The following is a 22689-nucleotide window of genomic DNA, read 5'->3' as shown; positions in this document are numbered from 1 at the left end:
TCCCGACTACCGGCTCCCGCCCAGCTTCACAATGCAACTGTCCAGGGGTTGCCCGACGCTGTTGATCCTCAGATAGTGCGGACCCGGAATTTCTTGCCCTTGATCTTGCCGGCATTGAGGCGGGAAAGGGCATGGTTGGCCTGGGCCCGTGCGACCGCCACATAAGAACGCGTGGCAAAGATATCGATCTTGCCAATGGCACCCGCAGCCAGGCCTGCGTCACCGGTCAGTGCACCCAGGATGTCGCCGGGGCGCAGCTTGTCGGTGCGGCCGGCGTCGATGCGCAAGGTGGCCATGGCTGCGGGCAACGCGCCGCGCGTGGTCGGGGTGTTGCCGGTGAGCTTCTTCCAGCGCAGCGGCGCGCCCTGACGTTCCTCGAGCACATGCGCGCGCGAGATTTCACGCGGCGTGACCAGGCTCAGCACCTGGCCGGCGTTGCCGGCGCGGCCCGTGCGGCCGATGCGGTGCACGTAAACGTCCGGGTCGGTCGGCAGTTCGTAGTTGACCACCGTGGCCAGTTCATCGATGTCCAGGCCGCGCGCGGCCACGTCGCTGGCCACCAGCACGTTGCAGCTGCGGTTGGCGAAGCGCACCAGCACCTCGTCGCGGTCGCGTTGTTCCATGTCGCCATGCAGGGCCAGGGCGGTGAAGCCGAAGTGCTGCAGCGAACCGGCCACCTCATCGACATCGCGTCGCGTGTTGCAGAACACCACGCTGGACTCGGGCCGCTGCTCGAACAGCAGCGCGGCCAGCAGGGTCTGCTTCTGCGCCAGCTCCACTTCGTAGAAGGTCTGTTCCACCACCGGTTGCTCGGCTACGCCGGCGGCGGTGACCTCCAGCGGCTCGCGCATGGTGTTGCGGCCGATGTCGCGGATCGGGTCGGGGAAGGTGGCCGAGAAAAGCAGGGTCTGCCGCTCTTTCGGGGTCTTGCCGATGATTTCGCGGATGGCCTCCTCGAAACCCATGTCGAGCATGCGATCGGCTTCGTCCAGCACCAGGGTGCGGATGCCGGCAAGATGCAGGACCTTCTTGCGCATCAGTTCCTGGATGCGTCCGGGCGTGCCGACCACCACATGCGGATCATGGGTCAGCGAAGCCAGCTGCGGCGCCAGTGGCATGCCACCGGTCAGCACCAGCACTTTCAGGTTGGGAATGCCGCTGGCCAGCTTGCGCAGCTGCTTGCCGACCTGGTCGGCCAGTTCGCGGGTGGGGCAGAGCACCAGTGCCTGTGCGCGGATCAGGCCCGGGTCCAGCCGGTGCAGCAGGCCCAGGCCGAAGGCGGCGGTCTTGCCGCTGCCGGTGGGCGCCTGCGCAATCACGTCGCGGCCGGCGAGTATCGCCGGCAGGCTCTCGGCCTGGATGGGGGTCATCTGCTTGTAGCCGGCGGCTTCCACGCCCTGTTGGAGTCCCGGGGACAAGCCCAGGCTGCCGAAATCCAGGCTGCCGAAATCTATGTTGTGTTCGCTCATGCGCCATGATCGCAGCATCGCGCCGGCCTGCGTAGCGTCCAGTGCCGAAACAGCGGCTTTCAGTCCTCGAAGGCGATGAAGTCACGTTCGCGCAAGGCCAGGAAGGCCCAGAACGGGACCTGGCGGCCTGCCCACTCCTTCTGGGCTTCATCCAGGATGCTGACCAGCGTGTCGAAATCGGTTTCGTTGACGTGGTGCAGCTCGCCCGCGCCTTCGAACAGCAGTACGTAGCCGGGGGCCGGCATCCAGTCCAGGTCGCGCAGGCTGTCGGAAAGCGCATCCCAGTTGCGGCTGGAGGTATTGGGGAAATCCATGGCCACGGCGATGCGCAGCAGCAGGGTGGCCTTGTTGGCGCAGCCCATCAGGTCGATGTGGCAGGGCAGCAGGCCGGCGTCGCGCGCGGCGGCCCCGAGCACGTCCAGGTCCTCGCCGTTGACGAAGAAGACGCCGGCACGCGCCGCATCGTCCAGGCCCAGTTCAAAGCCGGACTGGGTCATGGCGACACCGTGAAGCTGCGGAAGGAATCGTAGTGGTCATCGGTGTAGTAATAGATCACCGGCGGCCGGCCGCCCGTGATGATGCGCCGGGCGCCGCGATGCGACAGGCCGGGCGTTTCCACCGTGTATTCGCGGTAATAGCCGCGTGGTTTCTGGGGCAGGTGCTTTTCCCGGTTGCCAAAGGTGGCGCCGTCCTGCGGATGCGGGAAGGGTCCATCACGTGCAATCAGGTCCAGGGTGGTCAGCGCTTCGCGCGGCAGGAAGCCGGGCAGGGTGCGAGGCAAGGCCTGCGGCACGCTGGCCGAAGGCACGCCTGCCGATGACGTCGCAGCCGGGGCCTGCGAGGGGGCAGGCGTCGCGGGGTGCTGCAGCCACCACCAGCCGGCCAGCAGCAGCATCAGCAGAATGATTACGGGGAACTTGCGCATGGTGCCTGGGTCGCGGTGATGCGCTGTGCTGCGCAAGGCCACGCTCATCCGGAATGGGGAGTGGGGCGCACGATCTTACGTGAACCTTCCTGGCTCCCGGTATCTGCGCAGTGGCCGTCGCGCCCTGCAGGCGGAACCCAGGTCCCCTCGAGTCGCTCGGCGCGCTCCTCCTGATCGGCTGTCGAACCCGCCGTGCCGGTGGTTGCAGGCCTCCCGGCCGATTCCGGAACCCTCCGGGTCGGTTGCTCCATCCCTCCCGGTCCATTCCGGAACCCTCCGGGTCGATTCCGAAACCCTCCGGCCCGATTCCAGAACCCTCCGGCTCGGTTGTTCTATCCCTCCCAGTCGTTTCCGGAACCCTCCCACTCGATTCCGGAACCCTCCCAGTCCATTCCGGAACCCTCCCGGTCGTTTCCGGAACCCTCCCGGTCGTTTCCAGAACCCTCCCAGTCGATTCGTCAAGCCTCCGCGTCACCGCGGGCCCGGCCCGGGCGCCCGTTCTACCGCTGCGGGGATCTCAGCGCGCTCGCCCCTGCCGCCCGCCACAGTGCGGTTGCGGCTGTCCTGCGGTCAGGCGCAAGTGCGCATACAGGCCGAAGTGGTCCGAGGCCCAGACGCCGGCGGCATCGGGCCGGGTGAAGAGGATTTCCGATGCCACCGGCGCAAACGCGTTGCACTGGTGGAACACGTGGTCGATGCGTCGCGGCGCGAAATACTTCAGGTTCAGGGTGCTGCTGGCGATCGCGTCCGCTTGCGGATGCAGGCTGCCGTAGGTGTCTGCGAAGTCCTGGCGCAGCAAGGCCAGTTCCGGGGCATCGGCCGCGGCATTGAAATCGCCGGCGACCAGGCTGGGGAGGCCTGCGGACGTCGTGCCGATGTAGCGCACCAGGTCGGCGACCTGGGCCGCGCGAATCCCGGTGCCGGCATCGGTCCAGTGCAGGTGGGTGACATAGACGTTGAGCGGATGCCCGTCCAGTTCGATACGCACCAGGCCCACCGTCCTGTTGTCGTCCGTTGGCCGCAGCACCTCCTGCCCGCGCATGAGGACCCGGTGGCGGCTCAGGATCGCGTTGCCGTAACGCCGGGGCTTGCCGGGCGCGTCGGTGCTGAAGAACTCCCACTGGTAACCCAGCTCCGATGCCAGCCACCGCGCCTGGTTTTCCAGGTCCGGGTGCTGCAGAACTTCCTGCAGCGCGATGACGTCGGGCTGCATCCGCCGCAACGTTTCGACTATCTGCACGCGGCGTGCGGGCCAGTCGTCCTTGTCATGGTAAAGATTGAGCGTGACTATCCGGACCGCAAGCGTGCCGTCCGCGTGCGCCGGTGGTACCTGCGTGGTGGAAGCGCACGACAGCAGGAGCAACAGGCAAAGGCAGGCAAGCCGCTTCATTGCGTCGGGTTCCCGGCGGTCGTCAGCGCGGCACCGTGGCCACGCGCATCACCGGGTACAGGTTGTTGCGCTCGTCCCAGGCGCTGTGCAGCCGGTAGAAGAAGTCCAGGCGCGCGGCCGGATCCCTGGCGAAAGCGGCGTCCGCCTTCAGGCGCTGCTCGAAGGATGCCTTCACTGCCGGATCCTTCAACATTTCGCGCGCCACGTCCTCGGCCACGTAGGCTTCCATGTATTCCTTGCGCTCGAAGGCATTGTTGAATTCACCCCAGGCCAGCAGCGAGTCCGGCGCCAGCGGTTCCAGGATCGACATCAGCAGGCGTGACTTCGGTTGCGCGATCGGCACGAACACGGCACCTGCGCCGATATCCCGGGTGTCCGGCTTCCATTCGCCCTTGACCGTCATGCGCTGGTGGCCTTCGCTGGACTGCGCCGCAGGCGTGGCTTCGGTGGCGCGGAACGTCTGCACCGCGACCGCGGTTTGCGCCGGCAGCACCCTGAAATCGATACCGTGCAGCCTTAGCTTTTCCGACACCCAGCCCGCGTGCGCGGCTGGGATGAGATAGCCGCCGGCGGGCGCCGCCACGCTGAGGCTGGGCTGGACGTGGTCGCGCAACGGGATCTTCCAGAGCTGCGGCTTGTCCTCGTTGTATCGGGTCATCAGGGCGCCGGAGACTTCCGACAGCGTGCGGGTGTATTCATAGCCGCGGAAATCGACCGTCCTCGACTCCGGGCCGGCCGCATAGGCCAGTGGCACCGGCTTGCCTGCGAGCATCCGCGCCCGGGCGTCGGCCTGCCGCGCCACCTGCAGCCATTGGCGGCCATGCAGGGCGACCTGCTGCAGGACCGACACCACCGCATTGCGCGTCACCTGCACGCGTACCGGGTAGGTCTTCCAAGAATGCGTTTCCACCAGCATGCCCATGCGGTTGCGCAGCCAGAAATAGCCATGCGAAAAGCGCGGCGGTGGAACGCCGTCCTCGAAGCCCGAAGACGGGTCGTCGTCGACGGTGAACGACGGGTAGTAGGGCAGGGGCAGCGAACCCTGGCGCGCCAGGTCGTCAATCACCGCATCGCGCCAGGCACGTCCGGCCTCGCGCAGCGCGGCATCGCCCGCGTGGACCGGTTCGACCTGGATGGAGACATCGTGTTCGAACTTGGCACCGTCGGTAACGTGCAGGTCGACTTCCACCAGCGGGTCCCACTGGTCGATGAGTTTCAGCATCGCCTGCATCTCGGGTGCGTCGGCCTTCAGGTAGTCGCGATTGAGGTTGTAACCCTGGGCGGTGGTACGGAAGCCCATTTCCTCGGGGCCGCGCTGGTTGGGGCGGTTCCACGCAGCGAACCTTTCATGTCCGTCAACGCTGAACACCGGCACGAACACCCACACCAGCTTGTCCAGCGTGCCTTTGCCGGCCTTGCCCTGCAGCAGTTCGCGCAGGGCAAGGAAACCCGCGTCCTTGCCATCGATCTCGCCGGCATGGATGCCGCCCTGGATCAAAACCACCGGCAGGCCGCGTTGGCGCGCGCTCGCTGCGTCCAGCGCGCCACTGGCGGACACCACCAGCGCCTTCATCGGCCGGCCTTCTGGCGAAGTGCCGAAGTCTATGCAGCGCACCGATTGCGGCCAGGCCTTGGCGAACGCTGCGCACAGGGCGATGACTTCTTCGTAGCGACCGGTCCTGAGGAAGCCGGAGCGCTCGGCAACAGTGGTCAGGCTGGAGCCGTCCGCGCGGGCCGGTAGCGGGCCAGCCGCAAGCATCAGGGGCAGCAGCAGGGTTGGCAGGAGCGGCAGGCGCATACGCGATGGATTCCGGTGGAAAACCCAATCATGCCCGCAACGGCCAGGGCTCGCACCCGCAGTGCTTCGTCGATTCGTGCCCGGCCTATCGGTTACCCTTCCCCCATCACGGTCCAGGATCACCCAATGAGCGACGCCGCAGGCGCCACCCGAGCACGTTTGCCAAAGCAGGTCCCCTACATCATCGGCAACGAAGCCTGCGAACGATTCAGCTTCTACGGGATGCGCAACATCCTGGTCCAGTTCATGGTCAGCAGCGTGATCCTGGCCTATCTGCCCGAATCGGCCCGGGAAGGCGCGGCCAAGGACGTCTTCCACAGTTTCGTCATCGGCGTGTACTTCTTCCCGCTGCTCGGCGGCTGGCTGTCGGACCGCTATTTCGGCAAGTACAACACCGTGCTGTGGTTCTCGCTGATCTACTGCGCCGGCCACGCCTGCCTGGCGTTGTTCGAGGACAACCGCAACGGCTTCTACACCGGCCTGTTCCTGATCGCATTGGGCTCGGGCGGTATCAAGCCCCTGGTGGTGTCGTTCGTGGGCGACCAGTTCGACGAGTCCAACAAGAGCCTGGCCAAGGTGGTCTTCGACTTCTTCTACTGGATCATCAACTTCGGCAGCTTCTTCGCCTCATTGCTGATGCCATTGTTCCTGCGCAGCTACGGCCCTTCGGTGGCGTTCGGCATTCCGGGCCTGTTGATGCTCATCGCGACGGTGATCTTCTGGCTGGGGCGCAAGCAGTACATCCGGGTTGCGCCCACGCGTGGCGAGGATCCTGATTCCTTCTACAACGTCGCGCGCACGGCATTGACCACCGAAGCCGAAGGGCAGGGCCGTCCGGGTCTGCGGGTGCTGCAGGCGGGCGTGGCCGTTGCCGCGGCCATGCTGCTGTGCTGGGCGTTCAAGCCGGCTTTCTGGCCGCAGGATTTCGGCTTCGTGATCACCGCCTGCCTGGCATTGGGCGCACTGATTGGCTTCGGCGGCGTTGGCGTGTCGATGCAGCTGGAGCGTGCCCGCGGCCGGCACTCGGATCCAGCCATCGACAGCGTGCGCGCGGTGCTGCGGGTGATCATCGTGTTCGCGCTGACCACGCCGTTCTGGTCGCTGTTCGACCAGAAGGCATCGACCTGGGTGCTGCAGGGCAAGACCATGGTGGTGCCGCACGACCAGTGGTGGTGGCCGAGTTTTCTGGTCAAGGAAGCCAGCCAGATGCAGGCGCTCAACCCGCTGCTGGTGATGGCCATCATTCCCTTCAACAACATCGTGCTGTACCCGGCGCTGCGCCGTTGGGGTTTCGAGCCCACGGCGCTGAAGCGCATGGGCTGGGGCATCGCGTTTTCCGGGGTGGCCTGGATCGTGGCCGGCATGATCCAGCTGTCGATCGACGGCGGAGACCCGGTCTCCCTGGCCTGGCAGATCGCACCCTATGCGCTGCTGACCTTCGGTGAAGTGCTGGTTTCGGCCACCGCGCTCGAGTTCGCCTACAGCCAGGCCACCCAGGCGATGAAGGGGGTGATCATGGCGTTCTGGTACCTGGCCAGCACCTTCGGCAGCCTGTGGGTACTGCTGACCAATGCCGCGGTACGCAACGACGCGGTGATCTCGCACATCGCCGGGACCGGGCTGAGCGAGAACGCCTTCCTGATGTTCTTCTTCGCCGTCTTCGCATTCGTGGCGGCCGCGGTTTTCGCGTTGTATGCGCGAACTTACCCGATGCAGGACCACTACCGCACGGCAGCCGAGGCAGCCTGATGGAAACCCCCGTCACCTATGCGCTCATCGCCATCACCTGCCTGGTGTCGTGGATGGCCTTCAACAACCGCAAACTGGCCGACCGGCTGATCCTGTGGCCGCCGGCGATCGACAAGCACAAGCAGTACGACCGCCTGCTGACCTACGGCTTCATCCATGCCGATTTCATGCACCTGCTGTTCAACATGATCACGCTGTACTTCTTCGGCCGGCAGATCGAGGTGCTGATGACGGGGCTGGTAGGGGTCTGGGTCTATCCAATGTTTTACCTGTCGGCGCTGGCCATATCCATCTTGCCCACCTACCTGAAGAACCAGCACAACCCCAACTACCTGAGCCTGGGTGCTTCCGGCGCAGTCTCGGCGGTGCTGTTCGCCTTCATCCTGATCGCACCCTGGCAGCTGATCTTTGTGTTCTTCATTCCACTGCCGGCCATCGTGTTCGCGGTTCTCTACGTCGGCTACAGCATCTGGATGGACAAGCGCGGCGGTGACCGCATCAACCACAGCGCGCACCTGGCCGGCGCCGCCTACGGGGTGATGTTCCTGCTGATCATGCGGCCGGAGGTGCTGCAACACTTCCTCCGCGAGTTGCAGAATCCTTCTTTCGGAGGCTAGATTGCCGCGGGGAACTCACCGTATCTGAATGTTTCGCGTGTTATCGATTGCCCGTGTAAACCCAACGGAGATCGTGAGCGATGGCTACCCGAAAACCCGCCAAGGCATCCACGGCCGCGAAAAAGACAGCTGCCCGCAAACAGGCTGCGAGCAAGGCCGCCAGCAGGACCGCGACGACCGCATCCGCGGCCAAGCCGGTCAAGCCAAAAAAGAGCGTGACCAGGGCTTTGCCCTCGAAAGCTGCGGCAAAGAATTCGCCAGCGAAGAAGGGCATAACGAAAAAGGCATTGACCAAGAAGGCAGTCGCAAAGAAGCCGGTCGCAAAAAAGGCAGTAGCAAAGACGCCTGTCGCGAAGAAGGCGATCGCGACGAAGGCGATCGCGAAGAAGGTGGTCGCGAAGAAGGCAGTGGCCACGAAACCGATCGCCAGAAAAGCGGGCCCCAGGCCGAATGCATCGCAGCCTGCCGTGTCGGCAAGGAAGTCGGCGTCAGCCAAGCCCGCTTCGTCAGTTCGCCCTGCAAACAAGACTGCAGTTGCTGCCAGGAAATCCAGGGCGCCGCGCAAGACCACGCCCGACCAGGCGCTGGCAGTGACGAAAAAGCTGCTGGAGCAGAAGCAGGCGCATGACCGCGAAATGCAGCCGTGGCAATTGCTTGATGCGCAGCAGAACCACGTGCCGGATCCCGGATTCCAGTCGGCCGAGGCCGCGGAAGCCGCGGTGGAACTGCATGCGGCCGAAAGCAGGATGAAGGCCATACAGGGAAGCGCCGGCACCCAGGACCGCCGCAACCAGGGCAAGCGCGATAACCGCTGAGTGGGAAAGGCTTTTTCGGGCGCAAAAAAAGACGCAGGCGGTGACGCCTGCGTCGGGACCTGTGCTCAGGTCTTCTTGTATGGCCCGCTGCGCGATTGCCGGCGCAGCGGCGGAATCAGTCGGCTGACTGCTGGTTGTTGGCCGAGGCCAGGCGGGACCTGTCGAGATTGCCGTAGGACGAGAGCAGGCGTTCGTACACCGCGTTGTTGAGGCGCTCGAATTCCCAGTCGTTGGTATGGCCGGTAACTGCCAGCTGGTACAGGCCTTCCAACAGGGTGAAATCGCTGGAGGAGGTGTTGTTGCTGATCACGTCGTCAAGGCTCATGGCCGTTCCTGTCGGTAGTTTGTTCTTGGAATGGGTAAAGCAGTATTCGTGCCAATCATGAAAGTTCATCCTCAAAGCCCCGTTCCGCAGGCCTTGCGATACCAATGCCGCCCCAAAGTGACGCACTGCGTCCAGTTTTGCCTCCGCTCCGGACTTGAGCGGCAAGCATCCCTTCAACCCAACACCTGGATCCGCCATGACCGCTGCCATAACCCACGACACCGCCGCCCACCGCTTCACCACTACAACTGAGGGCCACCTCTCCGAACTGGTCTACCGCCTGGAGGACGGGAAGCTGGTGATCGACCACACCGCCGTGCCCGGTGCCATAGGGGGCAGGGGGATTGCCGGTGCGCTGGTCAAGGCCGCGTTGGACCATGCCCGCGCCTCTGGCCTGCGGGTGGTACCCGCGTGCAGCTACTCGGCCGAATACATTCGCCGACACCCCGAGTACGCCGATCTGGTCGATGCCTGAGCCGCGCGACTGTTGCTGTGCTGCGACGCGGCATAGACTGTACCTACCCTTGGAAGGAGCCTTGCCGTGCATCCCGTGTTGAAACCCGCCCTGCTGTTTGCCTTCATGCTGGTTTTGACCGCTTGCAAGCGCGAAGCCGATGGTCCGCCGAGCGTCACACCGGCGGAGGGGGAGGCCAAGGTCGAGACGGCGCCCGCGCCGCCCGCTGCCACCGAGCTCAAGGACGTCATAGAGACGCAGGAAAGCTACATCGTGGGCATCAGCTACCCTCCCGGCATCAACAAGTACCCCGGGCTGGCGCAAGCCGTGGCCGCCTATGCGGACGGGGCCCGCGCCGAACTGATGCAAGCGGTGGCCGGCTTCGGCAACGACAAGCCCACTGCCCCCTACGAGTTGTCATTGAGCTTTGAAAAGCTGGTGGAGACCCCCCAACTCGTCGCGGTCGCGGCGGACGGCAGCCGCTATACCGGCGGTGCGCACGGCGAGCCGCTGGTGGCGCGCTTCGTCTGGTTGCCGGCCCAGTCTAGGTTGCTGACCGCCAATGCACTGGTGCCCAAGGTGGAAGGCTGGGTGGAAATCGGCAGCTACATCCGCGAACAACTGCATACGGGCGTTTCGGTCCGTGCCGACGCCGACGAGATGCCGCCGGGCGAGCGCCAGCAGTTCGTGCGCACCGCCGACAAGATGATCGACGAGGGCACCGAGCCGGACGTCGACAATTTCCGAGAATTCCAGCCCATCGTAGATGCACAGGGACGCATCACCGCGCTGCGCTTCGTATTTCCGCCATACCAGGTCGGCCCGTACGCCGATGGCACGCAGACGGTCGATGTGCCGGCCGCGGTGCTGCTGCCGCACGTCGCGCCCGAATACGCAGGACTGTTCGCCGCTTCCTGACCCATCGAGGGACCGTCATGCCGCAGGAACGCTTCCAGCAACGGGTAGTGGATCTGCTTGCAGAAGCCGGCATCGCGGTGGATGGTACGCGCCCCTGGGACATCCACGTCCACGACCCCCATTTCTACGCGCGCGTGCTTGCCCATGGCTCGCTGGGGTTGGGCGAGAGCTACATGGAAGGCTGGTGGGATGCCGGATCGCTGGACGACTTCCTTGTCCATCTGCTGCAGGCCGGGCTGGACCAGCGCGTGCATGGCGCTGGGGAGTTGTGGGACGCGTTGCGCGCGCGCGCCCTGAACCTGCAGAGCCCCAGCCGCAGCCATGTGGTGGGCGAGCGTCATTACGACCTGGGCAACGACCTGTACAGGGCGATGCTGGGCAAGCGCCTGGTCTACAGCTGCGGGTACTGGACCCAGCCCGACGGCCAGGTGCTGCCCGACCTGGATGCGGCGCAGGAAGCCAAACTGGACCTGGTTTGCCGCAAGCTGCGCCTGCAGCCGGGCATGCGCGTGCTGGACATCGGCTGCGGCTGGGGCGAAGCACTGAAGTTCGCCGCCGAGCGCTACGGAACCAGTGGCGTCGGGATCACCATATCCAGGCAGCAGGCCGACTACGCCCGCGAACTCTGCGCGGGGCTGCCCATCGAGATCCGCCTGCAGGACTACCGTGAGCTTGACGAACCGTTTGACGCCGCCTTTTCTCTTGGCATGTTCGAACACGTGGGAGCCAAGAACTACCGGACCTATATGGAAGTGGCGCTGCGGTGCCTGCCGGAGTCGGGCCTGTTCCTGCTGCACAGCATCGGTACCAACCGCTCGGTCAGCCACACCGATCCGTGGATCGGCCGCTACATCTTCCCGAATTCCATGCTGCCGTCGGCGGCGCAGATCGCGCAGGCGATGGAGGGGCTGTTCGTGCTGGAGGACTGGCACGGCTTTGGCGCCGACTACGACCTGACCCTGCAGGCATGGCGCCGGAACATCGAGCGTGCCTGGCCGTCCTTGCCAGCGCGCTACGACGAGCGGTTCCGGCGCATGTGGCGCTATTACCTGGCCGCGTCGATGGCCACCTTCCGTACGCGCAGCTCGCAGCTGTGGCAGCTCGTGCTGTCCCGGGGTGGCGTACCTGGCGGCTACCTGGCGCCGCGATGAAGGCGACACCGACTCACCTGGCCCGGGCCGCTTCATGCGCGGTGAATATGGGCGGGGTTACGGTCATGCACCCGCCATCGGCCAGATGCCCATGAAAAAGTTGCTGCATACCACCCTGGGGTTGCTGCTGACGTCGACGCTTTCGCAGGCGGTAGCCCAGACGCTGCTGCAACCGGGCGTGACGCCAGCCAGCCAGAACTCGCCAGCGGCCGGCGGCACTGGCCCCCAGTTGAAGCAGCCGCAGGCGGCCGTGCAGACATCCCCTCCCGGTGCGCCGGGATCAACTGTCATACGCGCCAAGGGGCCGGCCAACGACACGCCCGCGCCGGCAATCCGCAAGGCGGCGACCGCGCCTGCATCGATAGGGGTGCTGGATGCTGCGGGCATACCCCTGCAGGGGTATATCCAGGTCGCGCCCAACCGGGTCTATGACCCCGCCAGGAAACGGTACTACTGGACCGTTCCTGCAGGCGAGCAGCAACAGATCGTGAAATAGCAGAGCCTCGGACACCTGATAGAAAAAAGCCGCCGGATTTCTCCGGCGGCTTCTGTTTTTGTTGCGAGCGTGCAGGCTTACTTCGTCGCCGCCGGTGCCGCGCCTGCCTCGGTTTCCGCCATCAGCCCGCGCTTCTTCAGCAGGGGTTCGATCTTCGGTGCATGGCCGGCGAAATCCTGGAACAGCTGCAGCGCGTCGGTGCTGCCGCCACGCGACAACAGGGTCTTGCGGAAATGGTCGCCGTTGGCGCGGGTCAGGCCGCCATGCTGCTCGAACCATTCAACGCTGTTGGCGTCCAGCACTTCCGACCAGATGTAGGCGTAGTAGCCGGCCGAGTAGCCGCCCATGATGTGGCTGAAATACGGCGTGCGGTAACGCGGCGGGACCGGCGCGTAGTTGGTTCCGTCGGCTTTCTGCGCGGCGGCCTCGAAGGCCATCACGCCGGACGCATCGGGTACCTGGTCGGCGCTGATCTGGTGCCAGCGTTGGTCCAGCATGGCCGAGCCCAGATATTCGGTGGTGCGGAAGCCCTGGTTGAACTTGGAGGCTGCAACCACCTTGTCCAGCAGCTCCTGCGGCATCGGCGCGCCGGTTTCATTGTGCTTGGCGTAATGCTTCAGGATGGCCGGCCAGTCTGCCCACATCTCGTTGACCTGCGAGGGGTATTCCACGAAATCACGCGGCACGCTGGTACCGGTGAAGTAGGGGTATTCAACGTTCGAGAACATGCCGTGCAATGCATGGCCGAACTCGTGGAAGGCCGTGGTCACTTCATCCCAGGTCAACAGGGTGGGCTTGCCCGCCGGTGGCTTGGGGATGTTGAGGTGGTTGGCGACGACGGGCTTGTAGCCGGTCAGGCCGGACTGCGATACGTAGGAATTCATCCAGGCGCCGCCGCGCTTGGAATCGCGCGCATACATGTCGGCGATGAAGATGGCCAGCTGCTTGCCGTCCGCATCGAAGACGTCGTAGGTGGTGATGTCCGGGTTGTACAGCGGCAGGTCGGTGCGCTTCTTGAAGGTCAGGCCGTAGAGCTGGTTGGCTGCATAGAACACGCCGTTTTCCAGCACGTTGTTCAACTCGAAGTAGGGCTTGAGCTGGGACTCGTCGAAGTTGTATTTGTCCTTGCGGACCTTCTCGGTGTAGTACGCCCAGTCCCACGGCGCCAGATCGAACTTGCCACCTTCCTTGTTGATCATCGCCTGCAGGTCGGCGGCTTCGCGCTTGGCGTTGGCCACAGCGGCCGGGGCCAGCTTGCCCAGCATGTCGTTGACGGCTTCCGGGGTCTTGGCGGTCTCGTCCTCGAGCACGTAGGCGGCATGGTTGGGATAGCCCAGCAGCTTGGCGCGATTGGCGCGCAGCTTCATGATCTTGCTGATGATCTCGCGGTTGTCGAACTCGCCGCCGTGGCTGCCACGGGCGATCGAGGCTTCATGCAGTTTCTGGCGGGTTGCGCGATCGGTCAGCTCGGATTCGGGCGGCTGGCCGGTGGTGTTCAACAGGGTGATGACGTATTTGCCCTCCAGCTTGCGCGACTTGGCCAGGTCGGCGGCGCCGGCAATCTGCTCGGGGGTGAAGCCATCCAGCTGCTTGGCGCTGTCGATGACCACGGCCGAGGCATTGACGTCCTTGAGCACGTTGTCACTGAACTTGCTGCCCAGTTCGGCCAGCTCCGAATTCATCGCCTTGAGCTTGGCCTTGTCCGCGTCGGACAGCCTGGCGCCGGCACGCACGAAATCGGTGTGGTAACGCTCGACCAGGCGCACGCCCTGGGCGTCCAGTCCCAGCTTGTCGCGCTTGTTGTAAAGCGTGTCGATGCGCTCGAACAGCTTGCCGTTGAGGGCAATGGCATCGGAATGGGCGGCGAACCTGCCCGAGTAATCGGCACGCAGCTTGTTGCGCGCGTCATTGGTGTCGGCGCCGACCAGGCTGAAGAAAACGGTCTGCGCGCGATTCAGGACCTGGCCACTCTTTTCCAGCGCCACGATGGTGTTGTCGAACGTCGGCGCCGCGCTGTTGCCCGCGATGGCATCCACTTCCTTCAGTTGCTCGGCCATGCCGGCGTCGAAGGCGGGCGCGAAATCGCTGTCCTTGATCTTGTCGAACTGCGGGTAGTGCAGCGGCAGGGGGCTTTCGGCGAAGAAGGGGTTCGAGGCCTTGGCGGTTGCGGCGGCGGCCGGGGCGGCGGCCTCTTTTGCGTAGGCGGGCATGGCAAGTCCAAGGGAGGCGGCAAGCGCCAGGGCGAGGCGGGTGGTCATTCTGCGGTTTTCCTTACGGAGTTGGACTTTACAGGCTAACCGATGCCCGCCCCCCGGGCCTGTGACGAAAGACAGGGGTGACTGTCATCGGATAAGCTCGGCCCAGGCGACCCGTACGCCCCCTTTCACTGGAGATGGCTGCATGAAGCACGTGCTCTGCTTGTGCCTTGGGATGTTCCTTGCCGGTCCGGCAGTGGCTGCCGAGACCATCCGCTACGTCGCCCTGGTGGACGGCGGCACCCAGGCCGGTGAACAGGTCGTGCGCAAGGAGGATGACGGCACTACCCATGTCGACTTCATCTTCAAGGACAACGGCCGCGGGCCCGAGCTGAAGGAAGAATACAAACTGGCCGCCGATGGCACCTACAGCCAGTACAAGGTCACCGGCACGTCGACCTTCGGCGCCAGGGTGGACGAGACATTTTCCCGGAATGGCAACGCGGCCAAGTGGAAGTCGACATCGGATCACGGCAGCCAGCCTGTCACAGGCACGGCCCTGTACTCGGCGCTGGGTGGCACGCCGGATGGATTCTCGGTCGCACTGACCGCGCTGTCGCGTCGCGCGGATGGCAAGCTTCCGCTGATACCCAGCGGCACCCTGACCGTGCGCAAGGTTGCCGAAGCCGAAGTGAGTCGTGGCCAGGACAAGCGCAGCGTGCAACTGGTCGCCATGACCGGGGTGGGCCTGACCCCTACCTTCGCATGGGCTACGAACGGGAATAACCCGCGCCTGTTCGCCTTCATTTACCCGGGCTTCCTGCAGTTGATCGAGGCAGGGTGGGAAGCCAATGCCGACGCGCTGGAGGCGCGCCAGAAGCAGTCCGAGGGCGAAGTGCTGATCGGCATGGAACAACGGCTGGCCCACCCGCTGTCCGGCACTACCCTTATCCGCAATGCGCGCGTATTCGACAGCGAGAAGGCGATCCTGGGCGATGCCTCCGATCTGATGATCCGCGACGGCAGGATCGTCTCCATCTCCAATGGCGGTGGCGAACGTGCCAAGGCCGACCAGGTCATCGATGCGGGCGGCAAGGTGCTGCTGCCGGGACTGTTCGACATGCATGCGCATTTCGGCCCGTGGGATGGCGGACTGCACCTGGCAGCCGGCATCACCACCATCCGCGACATGGGCAACGACAATGCAACCCTGCAGCAGTTGATGGTGCAGCTGGAGGAAAACAGGCTGCTTGGTCCGGACGTGGTGCCCGCCGGTTTCATAGAAGGCGAAAGCAAGATGTCGGCGCGCAACGGCTTCGTGATCAAGAATCTGGAAGAGGCCAAAAAGGCGGTGGACTGGTACGCAGACCATGGCTATCCACAGATCAAGATCTACAACTCGTTTCCCAAGGAAGTATTGCGCGACACGGCGGCCTATGCCCATCAGCGCGGGCTTCGCGTCAGCGGCCACATTCCCGCCTTCATGCGCGCCCAGGATGCGGTGGAACAGGGCTATGACGAGATCCAGCACATCAACCAGCTGATGCTGAACTTCTTCGTGACCCCGCAGACCGATACCCGCACGCTTGAACGCTTCTACCTGGTGGCCAGGAAGACCGACGGCCTGGACCTTGATTCCAAGCCGGTGCAGGACTTTGTCGCGATGCTGGCGAAAAAGCAGATCGTGGTCGACCCGACCCTGGCCACCTTCGAGTTCATCCACCAGCGCAGCGGCGAGCAGTCGCCGATCATTGCGGACGTGGCCGATCACCTGCCACCCGACATCCAGCGCAGCCGCAAGGTCGCGGAAATGGATATTCCCGACGACGCCACTGCGGCGCTTTACACCAGGTCATTCGACAAGCTGGTGGAGTTCGTCGGACGCATGTACAAGGCGGGCGTACCCGTGGTGGCCGGCACCGACGAACTTTCAGGCTTCACCCTGCAGCGCGAACTCGAGCTGTACGTCAAGGCGGGCATCACGCCGGCGCAGGTCCTGCAGATTGCGACCTGGAACGGCGCCAAGTACACGCGCACGCTGGAGGATCGCGGGTCGATCACGGTCGGCAGGCGCGCCGACCTGGTGCTGATCGATGGTGATCCCACTCTCGACATTGCCGACATACGCAAGGTCGCGCTGGTGATCAAGCACGACAGGGCCTATTACCCGAGCGAAATAAACGAAGCGCTGGGCATCAAGCCCTTCGCGTCGCCGGTGATGATCCAGGTCCAGGATTCCAGATAGACAAATACCTGCCTTGTAGGGCGGGCCCACTCGTCATCGATGGGCACTGGTTTTACAAGGGATCAGTAAAGCGGCCAGCGCCGCGCCGCAAGTGCAACTGGAGAACAGCATGACCACTGCCTATGAATTCGAAGCCGTCGACATCGACGGCAAGCCCGTTTCCCTCGCCGACTACCAGGGCAAGGCCCTGCTGATCGTCAACGTGGCCTCCAAGTGCGGCTTCACGCCGCAGTACACCGGGCTGGAAAAGCTCTGGCAGGACTACCGCGAACGCGGCCTGGTGGTCCTGGGCTTCCCATGCGACCAGTTCGGCAGCCAGGAGCCCGGCAGCGAGGAAGAAATCAAGAATTTCTGCTCGCTGACTTATGAAGTCGACTTCCCGATGTTCGCCAAGGTGGACGTCAACGGCGCGCAGGCGCACCCGCTGTGGAAGTGGCTGAAGAAAGAAAAAGGCGGCCTGCTGGGTATCGACGCGATCAAATGGAATTTCACCAAGTTCCTGGTCGGTCGCGACGGCAAGCCGGTCAAGCGCTATGCGCCGACCGACAAGCCCGAATCGATTGCAGGCGATATCGAGGCGGCGCTGGGCTGAGTTCCGAACAACGTGGAGACACGGTTCGTCGGGTCAGGGCGAAACCGGGTTGCGTTCCCGTGCCTGCGCCAGGACGTCCCGGGTGGCTGCCGACCAGGTTTCCCAATCGTGTCCGCCACTGCGCCGGCGGATGTTGGCAGCCGGCAGCACGGACCCCAGGAGAGGCATTGTGTTCCTGAGCCGATCCTTGTCGCCGTAGGCGAGCCAAACGTTGGCAGCCTTGCCCGGCTCCCGCGACCAGCCCTGCAGGTGGCGCCAGAGTTCGCGCTGGAAATTGTCGGCGTTGACGGCGGCCGGCACCGGTCCGGGCTGCCATTGCGCAACGCCGCCAGCTGTATCGATTTCCTTGAGCAGCGACGTGTCGCCAAGGTACGGCGCCAGCAGGAGCAGGCCGGACATTTCGCCTGGATAAGCCCGGTCGTACATCAGCGTGCCCATCCCGCCCATGGACGCCCCTGCCAGCCAGATCTGCCGGTAGGCCTTGTGGCGCGCGGGCGCGACTATCTCATCATGCAAGCGCTGCGGCGCGCGGCCCTGCATGTAGTAGTCGTAGGACAGGCCGGTCAGGATGACGTCGGCATCGGGCCAAGCTGACTGGATCGCCTCCGCCATGCCCGAGCGCCGCATGGCGGCCAGGTCGTCGCCCCGCCCCGGCAGCACGATCACCAGCCGGCTCGCCGGGGCCGGCGCGGTCACCAGCAGATGCGGAATTGGCACGCCGGCATTGCCCCTGGGAAAGCATGCGGCCAGAAGCAGGAACGAAAGGGCGAGGATCAACCAAGGCAGGGGCCGAAACAGCATGGTCGATGTCTCCGGGGCAAGTTGGGCGAAAGTGTGCCCGTCGCAGCGCGAAGAAACCAGCGCCGCTCAGGTCCGGCAGGCGTCACTGGCAAGCAGCAGCGTCAGCATGTTGCCCGTCATCGGACTCGCTCCGTTCGTTCGGCAGGCTTGCACGCGCCATCTATTTCTCGACGAACGCGCGCTCGAATACGTACTGGCCCGGCGTGCCGATTCGCGGCGCGGGCGTGAAGCCGCGCTTGTCCAGGATCGCGCGCAAGTCGGCCAGCATCTGCGGGCTGCCGCAGATCATCGCGCGATCCTGCTCGGGGTCCAATGCGGGCAGGCCCAGCGAATCGGTCATGCGACCGCTTGCCAGCAGTTCGGTCAGGCGACCGTGGTTGCGGAATTCCTCGCGGGTCACTGCGGGGTAGTACAGCAATTTCTCGCGGATCTGCTCGCCCAGGAATTCATGCTGCGGCAGTTCCCTTTCGAAATAGTCGCGGTAGGCCAGGTCGCGGACGTGGCGCACGCCATGGGTCAGCACGATGCGGTCGAAGCGTTCGTAGGTTTCCGGGTCCTTGATGATCGAAAGCCATGGCGCCAGGCCGGTGCCCGTGCCCAACAGGTAGAGGTTGCGGCCTGGATGCAGGTCGCTGATCAGCAGGGTGCCGGTGGGTTTCTTGCCGATCACTATCGAGTCGCCAGGCTGGATGTGCTGCAGACGTGAGGTCAGCGGGCCGTTGGGCACCTTGATGCTGAAGAACTCGAGCTGTTCTTCCCAGTTGGCGCTGGCGATGGAATAGGCGCGCATCAGCGGCTTGGGCGGGCCATCGGGCTGCTGCCCCTGCAGGCCGATCATGACGAACTGGCCGTTGTCGAAACGGAAGCCATCGTCGCGGGTGGTGGTGAAGCTGAAGTAGTCGTCGGTCCAGTGACGGACGTCGAGCACCGTTTCAGTGCCGAAGGCGGAAGACATGGGGCTGCTGTCGGATGCGTCGAATCAAGGTGCGCATTGTAGCCGCAGGAGCCGGGACGGTAGGAGCGACGCAAGTCGCGAAGCCCTCAGCGGTTGATTGCTTCCAGCTTCGCGACTTGCGTCGCTCCTGCAAAAAACCTGCAAGCCCACCTGCAAACGGCTCATGAAAAAGGGCGCCGGAGCGCCCTTGTTCAATCAGCCATTGCCGCCGCGCGGCCCGCGATTGCCACTGGGCGGACGCCCCGCGCCACGCGGACCTGAGGGGCGCGGGCCGTTGTTGCCCGGGCGCGGACCTGCGTTGTTGCCGCCGGGACGGTTGCCGCCCGGACGCGCGCCTTGCGGACGTGGGGCACGTGGCGGCTGGCCGTACGGGTTGTAGGCGCCCGGATTGGCATGGTCGGAAGGAAAACTGGGTGCGTTGCCCGGATGTCCGTAGGGACGCGGCGCACGTGGCTGGCCTTCACCCTGGCCCTGTCCCTGGCGCGGACCCTTGGCTCCCGGACCACGCGGACCGCGGGCTTCGTTGCCGAAATTGCCTTCGCTGCGTGCCGCGTAAGGGCGATTGCCGCCTGCCGCAGGGCGACCGGCGCCACCGGGGCGGCCTGCGCCCGCGCCTGCGGGACGCGGGCCACGGGGCTTGTCGCCATAAGGCTTCGGCGGACCGGCATTGCGATGCCCCGTCGGGCCGGTGTCGACGCCATCAGGCACGTACCAGCTGCGGAACGCGGCCGGGTTGCCATCGGGCAAGGGCTTGGGGCCCTTGGTCGGGCGCGACTTGAACGGCTTCTGCGATTGCTTGGCCGCGGCTTCGCCACTGACGGTCAGGCCACCGTGCGGCTTCTTGCTGCCGAAACGGCCACGGCCGCGGTCCTCGCGGACGTTGTCGAAGCGGCGCAGCTCGCGGCCTTCGTCGGCGGTGTTGTGGCCGTTGACGTAGGCCTGGCCCTGGTTGCGGCCTGCCCCCAGGTGCACGGTCGCCTTGGCGGCCTTGCGCTGGCCGATCACCGGCTGCAGGGTCAGTGCGGGCGGGGCGCCGGTTTCCAGGTTCAGCTCGATGCGCAGCTTTTCAACCTGGGCTTCGGGCAGTTCCTGCGACTGGCCGCGCAGCAGCGGCTGGGGCAGGCTCACCTTGCCGTAGCGCGTGCGCTTGAGGCGGCTGACCTGGCAGCCCTGGGATTCCCACAGCCGGCGGACTTCGCGATTGCGGCCTTCCTTGACCACCACCCGGAACCAGTCATGCGAATCGGTGCCGCCGATGCGTTCGATCACGTCGAACTTGGCCGGGCCGTCTTCCAGCGCGACTCCGCGGGCGAGGCGATCGACCAGATTGTCGGGAACCGTCTCCATGCCTTCCGGCGCACGCACCCGGCAGACGTATTCGCGTTCGACTTCGTAGGACGGATGCATCATCGCGTTGGCGAGTTCGCCATCGGTGGTCAGCAGCAGCAGGCCGGTCGTATTGATGTCCAGGCGGCCGATGGCGATCCAGCGCGCGCCCTTCAAGGCGGGCAGCGCTTCGAAAATGGTGGGGCGGCCTTCGGGGTCTTCGCGCGTGGTCACTTCGCCTTCGGGCTTGTTGTACAGCAGCACGCGGGCCGGTTCGGTCAGCGCGCTGGCGACGAAGGTCTTGCCATCCAGTTCGATCTTGTCGCCGCCGGTGACGCTCATGCCGGTCTGCGCGACTTCGCCGTTGACCTTGACCAGGCCATCGGCGATGCGCTGCTCCAGCGCGCGGCGCGAGCCCAGGCCGGCCTGGGCCAGTACCTTGTGCAGGCGTTCGGTGAGTTTGGGGGCTTCACCGGTTTCGGCAGTGTCGCCGCGCTTCAGTGACAGTTTGTTGCGTGGGGTGTCGCTCATTGTTTCTGCTCCGACAAAACCGGGCGGTCGCTATCGACGCCTTCGGGCTCGTCCTGTTCTGGGGTGGTGTGTTCTTCGGAAAACTGCGCTTCGGGCGCCGGTTCCTCGAAGGGAGTTTCTTCTTCGTCCGGATCAACGGCGGCCTCATCGGCCTGCGTGCGATCCTGGGTCTCGTCGCCGTCCGCCAACGCATCGTCTTCTGCAGGAGCAACTTCCGCGCTGGAGTCCGGGGCCGGAAGACCGACCGGGACCGGCGCATTGTCAGCGAACAGCTGCGGCTCCAGCTCGCCTATATCCTTCAGCTCGGACAGCGGTGGCAATTCATCCAGTCGCTTCAGGCCGAAGTAATCGAGGAAGATCTTGGTGGTGCCGAACAGTGCGGGCTTGCCCGGCACGTCGCGGTGGCCAACCACGCGGATCCATTCGCGTTCTTCCAATGCCTGGATAGTATTGCTGCTGACCGCCACGCCACGCACCGCTTCGATCTCGCCGCGGGTGATCGGCTGCCGGTAGGCAATCAGCGCCAGGGTCTCCAGGGTGGCGCGGGTGTACTTGGTCTTGCGCTCGGTCCACATGCGCGAGATCCAGCCGTGCACTTCCTCCTTGACCTGGTAGCGGAAGCCGGAAGCCACCTCGACCAGTTCCACGCCACGCTCGGCACAGGCCTCGCGCAGTTGTTCCAGCGCCTGTTCCACGCTGTCCGGCGGCGCCGGCTGCTCCTCGGGGAACAGGCCATGCAGTTGCGCCAGGGTCAGCGGCTGGTTGGCCGCCAGCAGCGCGGCTTCGACGATGCGGGTGATGAGTGCTTGATCCATTCGGTACTTGGTTCCGGAACAGGGCTTGGGTGCGGGTCAGTTGTCGTTGGCGGCATCGCCGTCATCGAATTCGCTGGAGAACGCCAGCGGCTCATTCGTATTGTTCAGGGCCAGCGACTTCAGGTAGATCGGCGCCAGCGGTGCTTCCTGCACGAAGTCGAGCAGCTGCTCCTTGGCCAGTTCCAGCATCGCCAGGAAGGTGACCAGCACGCCCTGCCGGCCTTCCTCAGGGGTGAACATCGACTCGAACCGATGGAACTTGCCGTCCTCCAGCCGCGTCAACACATCGCCCATGCGCTGGCGTACGCTCAGGGCGTCGCGCTTGATCGCGTGGCCGGTGAACAGGTCGGCACGCTTCAATACATCGTGCAGGGCCAGCAGCATCTCGCGCAGGTCCACGGGCGGTGGCAGGCGCACGACACTGCGCTCGGGCACGTGTGCCTGCACCGGGGTGGTGTCGCGGTCCAGGCGGGGCAGGGCGTCGATATCCTCGGCGGCCTGCTTGAAGCGTTCGTATTCCTGCAGGCGACGCACCAGTTCAGCGCGCGGGTCGCCTTCCTCGCCATGCTCGCTGATCGGCCGCGGCAGCAGCATCCGCGATTTGATCTCGGCCAGGATCGCGGCCATCACCAGGTATTCGGCCGCCAGTTCGAAGCGCAGGTCCTGCATCACACCGATGTAGTCGACGTACTGGCGGGTGATCTCGGCAACCGGGATGTCCAGGATGTCCAGGTTCTGCCGGCGGATCAGGTACAGCAGCAGGTCCAGCGGGCCTTCGAACGCATCCAGGATCACCTCCAGCGCGTCCGGCGGGATGTAGAGATCCTGCGGAATCTGCAGCACGGCCTGTCCATGCACGGTCGCCAGCGGCATCTCGTGTTGCTGAGGCTGCTGCTGCGGCTTGGACGTATCGATTTGCGGATTCGCGTCTTGCGCGAGTTCAGAGGTCATCAACTAAAGCCATGGATTGCGGCATCACGCGGCACCAGCTGCCGTCGCGCTTCGGGTTTGCGGCTCAACAGTGCGTCGCAGGGCGATCGCAGTGCCACACATCAGACAAGCAACGCACGCCAGGGTGGGTGGCGGCAGGACAGCGAGGAGTCGTTGGGCGCGGGCGGGTGG

The 22689-nt window shown here is 64.9% G+C and carries 21 protein-coding genes and 1 pseudogene; 10 read left to right on the top strand and 12 right to left on the bottom strand.

Annotated features, from left to right (window positions below):
* Positions 1-68: 68 nt before the first annotated feature.
* The 5 genes from dbpA to DT603_RS15170 form a co-directional block, all read right to left on the bottom strand.
* Positions 69-1469, bottom strand: coding sequence for an ATP-dependent RNA helicase DbpA (gene dbpA / locus DT603_RS15190; RefSeq protein ID WP_162350834.1), 1401 nt, complete (start codon positions 1467-1469; stop codon positions 69-71).
* 59 nt (positions 1470-1528) lie between these two features.
* Positions 1529-1966 carry a barstar family protein gene (locus tag DT603_RS15185; protein ID WP_162350833.1) on the bottom strand — a complete coding sequence of 146 codons (438 nt, stop codon included), beginning with the start codon at positions 1964-1966 and terminating at the stop codon, positions 1529-1531.
* Positions 1963-2394, bottom strand: a complete 432-nt coding sequence (locus tag DT603_RS15180; protein ID WP_162350832.1) for a guanyl-specific ribonuclease — start codon at positions 2392-2394, stop codon at positions 1963-1965. Before DT603_RS15180 ends, DT603_RS15185 begins: the two co-directional genes overlap by 4 nt.
* Before the next feature lie 517 nt (positions 2395-2911).
* Positions 2912-3784 carry an endonuclease/exonuclease/phosphatase family protein gene (locus DT603_RS15175; RefSeq protein WP_162350831.1) on the bottom strand — a complete coding sequence of 291 codons (873 nt, stop codon included), beginning with the start codon at positions 3782-3784 and terminating at the stop codon, positions 2912-2914.
* Positions 3785-3806: 22 nt separating this feature from the next.
* Positions 3807-5576 carry a M14 family metallopeptidase gene (locus DT603_RS15170; RefSeq protein WP_425500989.1) on the bottom strand — a complete coding sequence of 590 codons (1770 nt, stop codon included), beginning with the start codon at positions 5574-5576 and terminating at the stop codon, positions 3807-3809.
* A 132-nt stretch (positions 5577-5708) separates the two neighbouring features.
* On the opposite strand from DT603_RS15170, the gene DT603_RS15165 reads away from it, so the two are divergent.
* The 4 genes and pseudogenes from DT603_RS15165 (at position 5709) to DT603_RS16145 (ending at position 8763) form a co-directional block, all read left to right on the top strand.
* Complete coding sequence (locus DT603_RS15165) at positions 5709-7331, top strand: POT-type proton-dependent oligopeptide transporter (protein WP_162350829.1); 1623 nt, start codon at positions 5709-5711, stop codon at positions 7329-7331.
* Positions 7331-7948: a rhomboid family intramembrane serine protease gene (locus tag DT603_RS15160; protein WP_211368475.1), complete on the top strand. Its 618-nt coding sequence runs from the start codon at positions 7331-7333 to the stop codon at positions 7946-7948. The genes DT603_RS15165 and DT603_RS15160 overlap by 1 nt, the downstream gene beginning before the upstream one ends.
* Positions 7949-8028: 80 nt before the next feature.
* Positions 8029-8430 (top strand): annotated as a pseudogene (locus tag DT603_RS16340) (histone H1-like repetitive region-containing protein); the annotation flags it as partial.
* 108 nt (positions 8431-8538) lie between these two features.
* Positions 8539-8763, top strand: coding sequence for a hypothetical protein (locus DT603_RS16145; RefSeq protein WP_246191884.1), 225 nt, complete (start codon positions 8539-8541; stop codon positions 8761-8763).
* Positions 8764-8878: 115 nt separating this feature from the next.
* Here DT603_RS16145 and DT603_RS15150 read toward each other — a convergent pair whose 3' ends face one another.
* Complete coding sequence (locus tag DT603_RS15150; protein ID WP_162350827.1) at positions 8879-9088, bottom strand: hypothetical protein; 210 nt, start codon at positions 9086-9088, stop codon at positions 8879-8881.
* A gap of 196 nt (positions 9089-9284) precedes the next feature.
* Here DT603_RS15150 and DT603_RS15145 point away from each other — a divergent pair, with 196 nt between their 5' ends.
* The 4 genes from DT603_RS15145 to DT603_RS15130 all read left to right on the top strand — a co-directional run bounded on the left by DT603_RS15145 (position 9285) and on the right by DT603_RS15130 (position 12107).
* Positions 9285-9563 carry a GNAT family N-acetyltransferase gene (locus DT603_RS15145; RefSeq protein ID WP_162350826.1) on the top strand — a complete coding sequence of 93 codons (279 nt, stop codon included), beginning with the start codon at positions 9285-9287 and terminating at the stop codon, positions 9561-9563.
* 105 nt (positions 9564-9668) lie between these two features.
* Positions 9669-10460: a DUF3298 and DUF4163 domain-containing protein gene (locus DT603_RS15140; protein ID WP_162350861.1), complete on the top strand. Its 792-nt coding sequence runs from the start codon at positions 9669-9671 to the stop codon at positions 10458-10460.
* A gap of 17 nt (positions 10461-10477) precedes the next feature.
* Positions 10478-11611, top strand: a complete 1134-nt coding sequence (cfa, locus tag DT603_RS15135) for a cyclopropane fatty acyl phospholipid synthase (protein WP_162350825.1) — start codon at positions 10478-10480, stop codon at positions 11609-11611.
* Positions 11612-11702: 91 nt separating this feature from the next.
* On the top strand, positions 11703-12107 hold the full coding sequence (locus DT603_RS15130; protein WP_162350824.1) for a classical arabinogalactan protein 4: 405 nt from the start codon (positions 11703-11705) through the stop codon (positions 12105-12107).
* 77 nt (positions 12108-12184) lie between these two features.
* Here the strand turns inward: DT603_RS15130 and DT603_RS15125 are convergent, their stop codons facing one another.
* On the bottom strand, positions 12185-14365 hold the full coding sequence (locus DT603_RS15125) for a M3 family metallopeptidase (protein WP_162350823.1): 2181 nt from the start codon (positions 14363-14365) through the stop codon (positions 12185-12187).
* A 142-nt stretch (positions 14366-14507) separates the two neighbouring features.
* Between DT603_RS15125 and DT603_RS15120 the strand changes: the two genes are divergently transcribed.
* Together DT603_RS15120 and DT603_RS15115 are read left to right on the top strand one after the other, a co-directional pair.
* Positions 14508-16547, top strand: a complete 2040-nt coding sequence (locus DT603_RS15120) for an amidohydrolase family protein (RefSeq protein WP_162350822.1) — start codon at positions 14508-14510, stop codon at positions 16545-16547.
* A gap of 109 nt (positions 16548-16656) precedes the next feature.
* The gene (locus tag DT603_RS15115; RefSeq protein WP_162350821.1) at positions 16657-17139 is read left to right on the top strand and encodes a glutathione peroxidase; all 483 of its coding nucleotides are present in this window, start codon (positions 16657-16659) and stop codon (positions 17137-17139) included.
* Between the two features lie 33 nt (positions 17140-17172).
* On the opposite strand, the gene DT603_RS15110 is transcribed toward DT603_RS15115, so the two are convergent.
* The 5 genes from DT603_RS15110 to DT603_RS15090 form a co-directional block, all read right to left on the bottom strand.
* Positions 17173-17835 carry an alpha/beta hydrolase-fold protein gene (locus tag DT603_RS15110; protein ID WP_343037776.1) on the bottom strand — a complete coding sequence of 221 codons (663 nt, stop codon included), beginning with the start codon at positions 17833-17835 and terminating at the stop codon, positions 17173-17175.
* A gap of 265 nt (positions 17836-18100) precedes the next feature.
* On the bottom strand, positions 18101-18895 hold the full coding sequence (locus DT603_RS15105; protein ID WP_162350820.1) for a ferredoxin--NADP reductase: 795 nt from the start codon (positions 18893-18895) through the stop codon (positions 18101-18103).
* A gap of 195 nt (positions 18896-19090) precedes the next feature.
* On the bottom strand, positions 19091-20752 hold the full coding sequence (locus DT603_RS15100) for a pseudouridine synthase (protein ID WP_162350819.1): 1662 nt from the start codon (positions 20750-20752) through the stop codon (positions 19091-19093).
* Entirely contained in the window at positions 20749-21567 is an 819-nt protein-coding gene (gene scpB / locus DT603_RS15095; RefSeq protein WP_246191882.1) for an SMC-Scp complex subunit ScpB, read from the bottom strand. The genes DT603_RS15100 and scpB overlap by 4 nt, the downstream gene beginning before the upstream one ends.
* 36 nt (positions 21568-21603) lie before the next feature.
* The gene (locus DT603_RS15090; RefSeq protein ID WP_162350818.1) at positions 21604-22518 is read right to left on the bottom strand and encodes a segregation and condensation protein A; all 915 of its coding nucleotides are present in this window, start codon (positions 22516-22518) and stop codon (positions 21604-21606) included.
* Between the last annotated feature and the right edge of the window lie 171 nt (positions 22519-22689).

It is taken from the genome of Pseudoxanthomonas gei, from assembly GCF_010119615.1.
Lineage (GTDB): Bacteria > Pseudomonadota > Gammaproteobacteria > Xanthomonadales > Xanthomonadaceae > Pseudoxanthomonas_A > Pseudoxanthomonas_A gei.
This window is presented reverse-complemented; position numbering and strand designations above follow the sequence as displayed.

Coding starts and splice junctions, on each gene's coding strand:
- dbpA (WP_162350834.1), bottom strand. CDS start 1,469: ATGAGCGAACACAACATAGATTTCGGCAGCCTGGATTTCGGCAGCCTG.
- scpB (WP_246191882.1), bottom strand. CDS start 21,567: ATGGATCAAGCACTCATCACCCGCATCGTCGAAGCCGCGCTGCTGGCG.
- DT603_RS15150 (WP_162350827.1), bottom strand. CDS start 9,088: ATGAGCCTTGACGACGTGATCAGCAACAACACCTCCTCCAGCGATTTC.
- DT603_RS15165 (WP_162350829.1), top strand. CDS start 5,709: ATGAGCGACGCCGCAGGCGCCACCCGAGCACGTTTGCCAAAGCAGGTC.
- DT603_RS15120 (WP_162350822.1), top strand. CDS start 14,508: ATGAAGCACGTGCTCTGCTTGTGCCTTGGGATGTTCCTTGCCGGTCCG.
- DT603_RS15185 (WP_162350833.1), bottom strand. CDS start 1,966: ATGACCCAGTCCGGCTTTGAACTGGGCCTGGACGATGCGGCGCGTGCC.
- DT603_RS15130 (WP_162350824.1), top strand. CDS start 11,703: ATGAAAAAGTTGCTGCATACCACCCTGGGGTTGCTGCTGACGTCGACG.
- DT603_RS15115 (WP_162350821.1), top strand. CDS start 16,657: ATGACCACTGCCTATGAATTCGAAGCCGTCGACATCGACGGCAAGCCC.
- cfa (WP_162350825.1), top strand. CDS start 10,478: ATGCCGCAGGAACGCTTCCAGCAACGGGTAGTGGATCTGCTTGCAGAA.
- DT603_RS15140 (WP_162350861.1), top strand. CDS start 9,669: ATGCTGGTTTTGACCGCTTGCAAGCGCGAAGCCGATGGTCCGCCGAGC.
- DT603_RS15090 (WP_162350818.1), bottom strand. CDS start 22,518: ATGACCTCTGAACTCGCGCAAGACGCGAATCCGCAAATCGATACGTCC.
- DT603_RS15180 (WP_162350832.1), bottom strand. CDS start 2,394: ATGCGCAAGTTCCCCGTAATCATTCTGCTGATGCTGCTGCTGGCCGGC.
- DT603_RS15125 (WP_162350823.1), bottom strand. CDS start 14,365: ATGACCACCCGCCTCGCCCTGGCGCTTGCCGCCTCCCTTGGACTTGCC.
- DT603_RS15160 (WP_211368475.1), top strand. CDS start 7,331: ATGGAAACCCCCGTCACCTATGCGCTCATCGCCATCACCTGCCTGGTG.
- DT603_RS15175 (WP_162350831.1), bottom strand. CDS start 3,784: ATGAAGCGGCTTGCCTGCCTTTGCCTGTTGCTCCTGCTGTCGTGCGCT.
- DT603_RS15100 (WP_162350819.1), bottom strand. CDS start 20,752: ATGAGCGACACCCCACGCAACAAACTGTCACTGAAGCGCGGCGACACT.
- DT603_RS15105 (WP_162350820.1), bottom strand. CDS start 18,895: ATGTCTTCCGCCTTCGGCACTGAAACGGTGCTCGACGTCCGTCACTGG.
- DT603_RS15145 (WP_162350826.1), top strand. CDS start 9,285: ATGACCGCTGCCATAACCCACGACACCGCCGCCCACCGCTTCACCACT.